At 62.0% G+C, this 8439-nt stretch carries 9 protein-coding genes; 6 read left to right on the top strand and 3 right to left on the bottom strand.

What is annotated here, in order from left to right:
• On the bottom strand, positions 1 to 416 hold a 416-nt coding region (locus ABR948_RS25525; protein ID WP_428123280.1), incomplete at its 3' end, for an NAD-dependent epimerase/dehydratase family protein.
• Complete coding sequence (gene gmd, locus ABR948_RS25520; protein ID WP_428123278.1) at positions 397 to 1482, bottom strand: GDP-mannose 4,6-dehydratase; 1086 nt, start codon at positions 1480 to 1482, stop codon at positions 397 to 399. The genes gmd and ABR948_RS25525, both read right to left, overlap by 20 nt.
• Before the next feature lie 262 nt (positions 1483 to 1744).
• Here gmd and ABR948_RS25515 point away from each other — a divergent pair, with 262 nt between their 5' ends.
• The 5 genes from ABR948_RS25515 (at position 1745) to ABR948_RS25495 (ending at position 6742) form a co-directional block, all read left to right on the top strand.
• On the top strand, positions 1745 to 2980 hold the full coding sequence (locus ABR948_RS25515) for a branched-chain amino acid ABC transporter substrate-binding protein (RefSeq protein WP_428123277.1): 1236 nt from the start codon (positions 1745 to 1747) through the stop codon (positions 2978 to 2980).
• Between the two features lie 75 nt (positions 2981 to 3055).
• The gene (locus tag ABR948_RS25510) at positions 3056 to 4003 is read left to right on the top strand and encodes a branched-chain amino acid ABC transporter permease (protein WP_428123276.1); all 948 of its coding nucleotides are present in this window, start codon (positions 3056 to 3058) and stop codon (positions 4001 to 4003) included.
• Complete coding sequence (locus ABR948_RS25505; RefSeq protein WP_428123275.1) at positions 4000 to 5301, top strand: branched-chain amino acid ABC transporter permease; 1302 nt, start codon at positions 4000 to 4002, stop codon at positions 5299 to 5301. Before ABR948_RS25510 ends, ABR948_RS25505 begins: the two co-directional genes overlap by 4 nt.
• Positions 5298 to 6047: an ABC transporter ATP-binding protein gene (locus ABR948_RS25500; protein WP_428123274.1), complete on the top strand. Its 750-nt coding sequence runs from the start codon at positions 5298 to 5300 to the stop codon at positions 6045 to 6047. Before ABR948_RS25505 ends, ABR948_RS25500 begins: the two co-directional genes overlap by 4 nt.
• Positions 6047 to 6742 (top strand): ABC transporter ATP-binding protein, encoded by a 696-nt coding sequence (locus tag ABR948_RS25495; protein WP_428123282.1) that lies wholly within the window; start codon positions 6047 to 6049, stop codon positions 6740 to 6742. Before ABR948_RS25500 ends, ABR948_RS25495 begins: the two co-directional genes overlap by 1 nt.
• A gap of 7 nt (positions 6743 to 6749) precedes the next feature.
• Here the strand turns inward: ABR948_RS25495 and ABR948_RS25490 are convergent, their stop codons facing one another.
• Positions 6750 to 7424, bottom strand: coding sequence for a Crp/Fnr family transcriptional regulator (locus tag ABR948_RS25490; protein ID WP_428123281.1), 675 nt, complete (start codon positions 7422 to 7424; stop codon positions 6750 to 6752).
• Positions 7425 to 7762: 338 nt separating this feature from the next.
• Here ABR948_RS25490 and ABR948_RS25485 point away from each other — a divergent pair.
• The coding region (locus ABR948_RS25485; RefSeq protein ID WP_428123272.1) for an ABC transporter ATP-binding protein at positions 7763 to 8439 on the top strand (677 nt) is incomplete at its 3' end.

Genomic DNA, 8439 nt, shown 5'->3' with positions numbered 1-8439 from the left:
TTGGTGGGTTCGAGCGGCCCCGTCAGCATGGAATCTTCCCGCAGCGGCTGCGGCGCGAGCTTGGGGTAGATGCAGGACGAGCCGAGAAACATCAGCTTCTGCGCGCCGTTGACATAAGCGGCATGGATCACATTGGCCGCGATGATCAGATTGTCGTAGATGAATTCGCCGCGCAGCGTGTTGTTGGCGACGATGCCGCCGACTTTTGCCGCCGCCAGAAACACCGCCTGCGGTTTCGCCTTGGCGAACCAGGCGAATACTGCGGCCTGGTCGCGCAAATCGACTTCGCTGCGCGACAGCGTCAACAGTTCGACATTTTCGCGGCTGAGCCGGCGCACCAGCGCGCCGCCGACCATTCCCTTGTGCCCGGCAACGAAGACGCTCTTGCCGTCAAGCTCAAACGGGGTTCTTGCCATTGGCGACCTCCCGCCGCGCAATCGCGAGGTCTCCCGCCACCATTTCCTTGACCAGCTCGGCGAAGCTCGTCTTCGGCTTCCAGCCGAGCTTCTGGCGCGCCTTGCTGGCGTCGCCGATCAACAGATCGACTTCGGTCGGGCGGAAATACACGGGATCGATGCGTACCACGGTCTTGCCGGATTTCTTGTCGACGCCGGTCTCCTCGACACCCTTGCCGCGCCATTCGATGCGCCGGCCGACCTCTGCGAATGCAAGCTGGACAAATTCGCGCACCGAGCGGGTCTCGCCCGTCGCCAGCACGAAATCATCGGGCTGGTCCGCCTGCAGGATCATGTGCATGCCCTCGACATAATCCCTGGCATGGCCCCAGTCGCGCTTGGCCTCGAGATTTCCGAGATAGAGCGTATCCTCGAGACCGGTCTCGATGCGGGCGATGCTGCGCGTGATCTTGCGCGTCACGAAGGTCTCGCCGCGGATCGGGCTCTCATGATTGAACAGGATGCCGTTCGAGGCGAACATGCCATAGGCTTCGCGGTAGTTCACCGTGATCCAGTAGCCGTAAAGCTTGGCGACGCCGTAGGGCGAGCGCGGATAAAATGGCGTGGTTTCCTTCTGCGGAACCTCCTGCACCAGGCCGTACAATTCCGAGGTCGACGCCTGGTAGAACCGCGTCTCTTTCTCCATCCCGAGAATCCGGATCGCTTCCAAAAGCCGCAGCACGCCGATGCCGTCGGCGTTGGCGGTGTATTCCGGACTCTCGAAACTGACGCCGACATGGCTCTGGGCGGCGAGGTTGTAGATCTCGGTCGGCCGGATCTGCTGCATCAGCCGGATCAGATTGGTCGAATCCGTCATGTCGCCATAATGCAGCAGGAACGGCACGTTGCCGGCGTGCGGGTCTTCATAGAGGTGATCGACGCGCGCGGTGTTGAACGAGGACGACCGCCGCTTGATGCCGTGGACGGTGTAACCGAGGCCGAGCAGATATTCGGCCAGATAGGCGCCGTCCTGTCCGGTGACGCCGGTGAGGAGTGCAACCCGCCGCTTTGAATCCTGAACCGTCATATTCAATCCAATCAAGCGCCGCGGCTGCTCAAAAAGCGGTTCAACGGCGATAAACCACAGCCCAAACCCCTATCATGACCCCATTCCTCCGAGCAATTCAGCAGGCAAAGCCCTTTTCAACCGGTGGGGCCGCAGACTTGCGGGTTTCGGAACCTTGGCCCACAATCGTTTCAGATCGGGCCGCGAGATCGCTGAAATCCAGTCGTTTCGGCATCCGGCCCCTCCAAACGGTTAATAAAAAAGCGAACTCAGGGAGGATCACATGCGTAAATTAATCATGGCCGCGGCCTTTGCGTTGCCGATGTTCGGTGGCGCGGCGATGGCGCAGGAAACGCTTAAGATCGGCTATATCGACCCGCTATCGGGTGGCGGCGCCAGCGTCGGCGAGGTCGGGCTGAAGACCTTCCAGTTTCTCGCCGACGAAGTTAACGCCAAAGGCGGCATCCAGGGCAGGAAAGTCGAGATAGTGCCACTCGACAACAAGACCAACCCGCAGGAGAGCCTGATCCAGGCGCAGAAGGCGATCGACGCCGGTGTGCGCTACCTTACCCAGGGCAACGGCTCGTCGGTCGGCGGCGCGCTGTCCGACTTCGTCACCAAATACAACGAGCGCAACCCCGGCAAGGAAGTGCTGTATTTCAATTACGCCGCGGTCGACCCGGTCCTGACCAACGAGAAATGCAGCTTCTGGCATTTCCGCTGGGATGCCAACTCCGACATCAAGATGGAGGCGCTGACCAACTATATGAAGACCGTGCCGGCGATCAAAAACGTCTACCTGATCAACCAGGATTATTCGTTCGGCCAATCGGTCCGCTCCACCGCCCGGTCCATGCTGGCCGCCAAGCGGCCGGACGTCAAGATTGTCGGCGATGAACTGCATCCGCTGCTCAAGATCACCGATTTCGCGCCGTACATCGCCAAGATCAAGGCTTCAGGCGCCGATAGCGTCGTGACCGGTAACTGGGGCCAGGATTTCGCGTTGCTGCTGAAAGCCGCCGCGGACGCCGGCCTGAAGGTGAACTGGTACACTTATTATGCCGGCGGCCCCGGCGGCCCGACTGCGATCAAGCAGGCCAATCTCAATCACCAGGTGTTCGCGGTCGGCGAAGGCATCCCGAATCTCGACCATCCATCCTCGCAGGAGTTCGAAAAGGCGATCCGCGCCAAATATGATTTCAGCCTGTTCTATCCGCGTGCCGTCAACGAGATGCGCATGCTGGCAGAAGCGGCCGACAAGGCCAAGTCGATCGATCCGGTCAAGGTCGCGCTGGCGCTCGAAGGCATGGAGGTCGAGGTGTTCGACGGCGGCAAGGGAAACATGCGCAAGGACGATCACCAGTTCTTTCAGCCGATTTATATCGCCTCGTTTGGCGAGCGGACCGAAAAGGAGCCGTTCGACGAGGAGAAGACCGGCTGGGGCTGGAAGCTGGCGGCGAAGATCGATACGCCCGCGACCGTGCTTGCGACCACCTGCAAGATGGAACGGCCGAACTGACCTTTCGCGCACATCGACGGTCCGTCCCGAAACATGATCGGGACGGACGCGTCTTGCAGTCCCAGGCGGTGCCTCGTGCTTGAACTGATCGTCATATCCACGCTCAACGGCGTCCTGTTCGGCATGCTGCTGTTCCTGATGGCGAGCGGCCTCACCGTTATCTTCAGCATGCTGGGCGTGCTCAACTTCGCGCATGCGAGCTTCTACATGCTCGGCGCGTTCTTCGGATTCCAGATCAGCCGGTGGTTCGGCTTCTGGCCCGCGCTGTTGATCGCGCCGCTGCTGGCCGGCGCGATCGGCGCCGGGGTCGAGCGCTTCGGCCTGCGCCGCGTGCACAAGAACGGCCATGTCGCCGAACTGCTGTTCACGTTCGGCCTCGCCTTCGTGATCGAGGAAGTCGTGCAGATCATCTGGGGCAAGAGCCCGGTCGATTTCCGCATCCCGCCGCTGCTCGATTTCCCGGCCTTCACGATCTTTTCCACCAACTATCCCGCCTACAAGATGTTCATGCTGCTGGTGTCGATCGTCATCTTCGCAGGCCTTCTGATCGTCCTGAAGAAAACCCGCATCGGTCTGATCGTTCAGGCCGCCCTGACCCATCCGCACATGGTGGGCCATCTCGGCCACAATGTCGGACGCATCTTCATGCTGGTGTTCGGCGTCGGCACCGCATTGGCCGCGGTCGCCGGCGTGATCGCGGGACCTGCGCTGGTGACGCAATCCAATATGGCTGGACTGCTCGGCCCGATCCTGTTCGTGGTCGTCGTGGTCGGAGGACTGGGCTCGCTGCCCGGCGCCTTCGTCGCCTCATTGCTGATCGGCCTGGTGCAGACCTTCGCGGTCTCGATGAACGGCTCGCTGTCCGGTGCATTCGGCCCGCTCGGTCCCGACTATGCCTCGACCTGGCTTGCCGATATCTGGGGGGTAACGATCGCGCAGATCGCGCCGATCATGCCCTATTTGCTGTTGGTGCTGATTCTGATCTTCCGCCCGATGGGCCTGCTCGGGACACGCGACACATGAGCGAGATCGCCTCGAGCGCCGCACCCGCGCTGCCGGCCGCGGCCGAAAAGCTCAAATTCTATGGACTGTGGCTGGCGGCCGCGGTCGCGCTTCTGCTGCTGCCCATGATCTTTACCTCGGGCGGCTCGATGACGACGTTCAGCCTGATCGGCATTTCCATCATTTTTTCGCTGTCCTACAATATCCTGCTCGGCCAGACCGGCATGCTGTCGTTCGGGCACGCGGTGTATTACGGGCTCGGCGGCTTCCTCGTGATACACGCCATCAACATCATCGGAGCCAACAAGCTGCCGATCCCGCTGCCGCTGGTTCCCCTGATCGGCGCCCTGGCCGGGCTATTGTTCGCCGCCCTGCTCGGCTGGGTCTCGACCCAGCGTTCCGGCACCGCGTTCGCGATGATTTCGCTCGGCGTTGCCGAGTTGATCGCCTCGTCTGCGCTGATCCTGCGCACCTTTTTCGGCGGCGAAGCCGGCATCTCCGCCAATCGCACCAAATTGCTGAAGCTGTTCGGCTGGAATTTTGGCCCGCAAATCCAGATCTATTACCTGGTCGCGGCATGGATGCTGATCGCCGTGATCGCGATGTATGCGCTGACCCGCACGCCGCTCGGGCGCATGTGCAATGCGGTGCGCGACAATCCCGAGCGCGTCCAGTTCGTCGGCTACAATCCCCACGTCGTGCGCTATCTGGCGTTCTGCTTCTCCGGATTCTTCGCCGGGATCGCGGGCGGGCTCGCGGCGATCAATTTCGAAATCGCCAATTCGGCCTATCTCGGCACCGTGCAATCCGGAACCGTGCTGTTCGCGACCTATATCGGCGGCGTCGGATTCTTCATCGGCCCGATCGTCGGCGCGATCTTCGTGACGTTTCTGTCGCTCGGCCTCAGCGATCTGACGCCGGTGTGGCAGCTCTATTTCGGGTTGATCTTCATCGCGGTGGTGGTGTTCGCGCCGGGCGGCATCACCGGCCTGTTGATGATGCATCGCCCGCTGCTGAAGGCCGGCACCCTGAGCCAAATGCTGCCGAGCTACCTGATCGCCCTGGTGCCGACGCTGGCGATGATCGCGGGTCTGATCCTGTCGATCGAAACCATCGTGCACTACACCGTCAATCCCGGCGAGGATTCCCACATCAAGGCCTTCGGCGTCAGCTTCGACGCGGCGAGCCCATATGTCTGGGCGATGGCGGCCGTTCTGCTGATCGGCGGATTTCTGGTGGCGCGCAAGACCTGGACCTGGATCGGACATGCCTGGGACGGCGCCACCAGCGTGGCGCGCGAAAAGGGAATTGCCGCATGAGCGCCGCTATCGAACTGCGCGAGGTCAAAAAGAGCTTTGGCAACATCGCCATTATCAAGAATATCAATCTGAGCGTGGCGAAGGGCGAGCGTCACGCGCTGATCGGCCCCAACGGTGCCGGCAAATCGACCACCTTCAACCTGATCAGCGGCTACATGGCGCCGTCCTCGGGCAGCGTGCTGCTCGACGGCGAGGTGATTTCCGGCTTGCGGCCCTATCAGATCAACCGCCGCGGGTTGTCACGCAGCTTTCAGGTCACCAACGTCTTCGCCAATATGAGCGTGTGGGAAAACCTGCGCTGCGCGGTGCTGTGGTCGACCGGCCAGCGCTACGCGTTCTGGAAGAATATCGACAATCTGCCCGAGGTGCGCGAGCGCACCGCGCAAATTCTCGCCGATATCAGCCTGACGGCACGGCGCGACGTACCCGCGGGCCTTTTGACCTATGCCGAGCAGCGCGCGCTGGAGATCGGCATCACGGTAGCCGGCCGCGCCGACGTCATTTTGCTCGACGAGCCGACGGCGGGCATGAGCCACGCCGAAACCGAGCGCGCGGTGGCGCTGATCCGCCGCCTGACCGAAGGCCGCACGCTCCTGATCGTCGAGCACGACATGAGCGTCGTGTTTGGCCTCGCCGACCGGATTTCGGTGCTGGTCTACGGCCAGATCATCGCCTCGGGGACGCCGGAAGAAATTCGCGGCAATCCGAAGGTTCGGGAAGCCTATCTCGGCGAGGAAGCGGCATGATGCTGGAGGTCGCCGATCTGCACGCCTATTACGGCAAGAGCCATATCCTGCAGGGCGTCGATATGCATATCGACAAGGGCGAGGTCGTGAGCCTGTTGGGGCGCAACGGCGTCGGACGCTCCACCACGGTCAAGTCGATCATGGGCGAGGTGCCGCCGCAGGGCTCCATCAAGTTCAAGGGCAACGAGATCGCAGGTTTGCCGAACTACCGGATCGCGCATCTGGGGCTCGGCTACGTTCCGGAGCATCGCGATATCTTCGCCGGCCTGACGGTGCGGCAAAACCTGTTGCTTGGCATCAAGGATACCAGACACCCCGGCAAGTGGCGGCTCGAGGACATGCTGGCGATGTTTCCCAACCTCGCCGCGCGGGCCGATACGGCGGCCGGCGTGCTGTCGGGCGGCGAGAAGCAGATGCTGACGATTTGCCGCACGCTGATGGGCGACCCTGAACTCATCATGATCGACGAGCCCACCGAGGGGCTCGCCCCCCTGATCGTGCAACAGGTCGGCGACCTCATCGCCGAAATCGCAAGGCGCGGCGTCGCCATCCTGCTGGTGGAGCAAAAACTCTCGATCGCGATGCGGATATCGCATCGCGTCTATGTCATGGGCCATGGCCGCATCGTGTTCGAGGGCACGCCCGCCGCGTTGAAGGCGAACGAAGCCGTGCGCAAGGAATGGCTGGAAGTCTGATCGGCTCCTACTCGCCGTAACTGCGCAATCGCTCGAGGTCGACGATGGTGACCCCACCATATTCGAGCCGCAGCAGACCTTCACTCTGAAGCCGCTTCAGGCTCCGGTTGGCGTTCTGCCGGGAGATGCCGGACAGCGCGCCGATTTCCTCCTGCGTGATCTCCAGATGGCGCGTCAGGTCCGGGTAGAGAATCGGGTTGAACAGGGAGGCGATCCCGCGTGCGAGGCGCGCGGTCGCATCCAGCGTGCGGCCATATTCCAGCAACCCGATAAACTGACCGAGACGTTCGTTGAGCTGCCCGACCAGGAAGCGATTGAAGCCGACGCTGTTCTCGAACAGCCAGAGGAAGGTGCTGCGGTCCATCAGCGCCAGCCGCGTATCGCGCAACGCCACCACATCGTAGCGGCGGGCCTCGTTCTTGAGCACGGTGCCCTCGCCGAACCAGGCCCCGGCGGTCAGGCCGGCAAAGCTGGTGGCCTTGCCGCCGCGGGACACGATGCCCATCCGGGCCAGCCCCGTGACAACGCCGGTCCAGTAGTCGAACCGGTCGCCGCGCATGAAGATGAATTCATTGGTGCGGTAGGATTTCTCGACGATGCCGGCGCGCGCGAATTCGATCTCGCGGTCGTCCAGATCGCGCGACCAGGACGCGATGCGTCTGAGGTAGTCCTGCGCAATCATGATCCCGTTGACGGTCGTCCGCGCACCCAACGCCCCCTTAACCTATTGCACCGCAACAATAATTTTCGACACCGGCCCGGCGCGTTTGCGAGGGTGCGATGGCCCAACGAAATTTGCCCGCCAATTGTCAGCCACAAGACATTTCAAACTATCGCTTTCCCCTATGGAGGACCACCCTGCTTAAGGCCACCCCGCTTAAGGACCTCCCTGGGATCGCAAGCGTCCTGAGCGGCACATCGATAGTCGGATGGCTTACCCATGACGGCCGATGTAAGGTCGGCATCACCTTGGCAAACAATGGATAAAGAGCGCGTCAAGCGCCGTATCTGGAGGAATGAGTGGCTTACGGTTTGGAAGTGCGCGGGGTGTCACTGCGCTTTGGTGGCGTGCGTGCGCTGACCGAAGTCAGTTTTGGCGTCAATGACGGCGAGTTGTTCTCGATCATCGGCCCCAACGGCGCCGGCAAGACCTCGATCGTCAACTGCATCTCGGGCCGTTACCGGCCGACCGAGGGCCAGCTGTTCTATCGCGGGCAGGACATCACCGCGCTTAACCCCAATGCGCGGCCCCGGCTCGGCATCGGCCGCACCTTCCAGAACCTCGCGCTGTTTCACCATATGAGCGTGCTCGACAACATCATGGTCGGGCGGCATCATCTGCTGAAGAACAATTTCATCACGGGATCGCTTTATTGGTTCACCGGCGCGCGGCGCGAAGAGCTCGAGCACCGCCGCAAGGTCGAGGAGATCATCGACTTCCTCGATTTGCAGTCGGTCCGCAAGGCCACCGCCGGCACCCTGCCCTATGGTCTGCGCAAGCGCGTCGAACTCGCCCGCGCGATGGCGCTGGAGCCGCAGCTGATCCTGCTCGACGAGCCGATGGCCGGCATGAACTTCGAGGAAAAGGAGGACATGGCGCGCTACATCGTCGACCTCAACGAAGAGTTCGGCATGACCGTGATGATGATCGAGCACGACATGGGCGTGGTGATGGATATTTCCCACCGCGTCATGGT

It is taken from the genome of Bradyrhizobium sp. (genome assembly GCF_050014615.1).
In the GTDB taxonomy this organism is placed as follows: Bacteria; Pseudomonadota; Alphaproteobacteria; order Rhizobiales; family Xanthobacteraceae; genus Bradyrhizobium.
This window is presented reverse-complemented; position numbering and strand designations above follow the sequence as displayed.

Coding starts and splice junctions, on each gene's coding strand:
- gmd (WP_428123278.1), bottom strand. CDS start 1,482: ATGACGGTTCAGGATTCAAAGCGGCGGGTTGCACTCCTCACCGGCGTC.
- ABR948_RS25515 (WP_428123277.1), top strand. CDS start 1,745: ATGCGTAAATTAATCATGGCCGCGGCCTTTGCGTTGCCGATGTTCGGT.
- ABR948_RS25505 (WP_428123275.1), top strand. CDS start 4,000: ATGAGCGAGATCGCCTCGAGCGCCGCACCCGCGCTGCCGGCCGCGGCC.
- ABR948_RS25500 (WP_428123274.1), top strand. CDS start 5,298: ATGAGCGCCGCTATCGAACTGCGCGAGGTCAAAAAGAGCTTTGGCAAC.
- ABR948_RS25495 (WP_428123282.1), top strand. CDS start 6,047: ATGCTGGAGGTCGCCGATCTGCACGCCTATTACGGCAAGAGCCATATC.
- ABR948_RS25490 (WP_428123281.1), bottom strand. CDS start 7,424: ATGATTGCGCAGGACTACCTCAGACGCATCGCGTCCTGGTCGCGCGAT.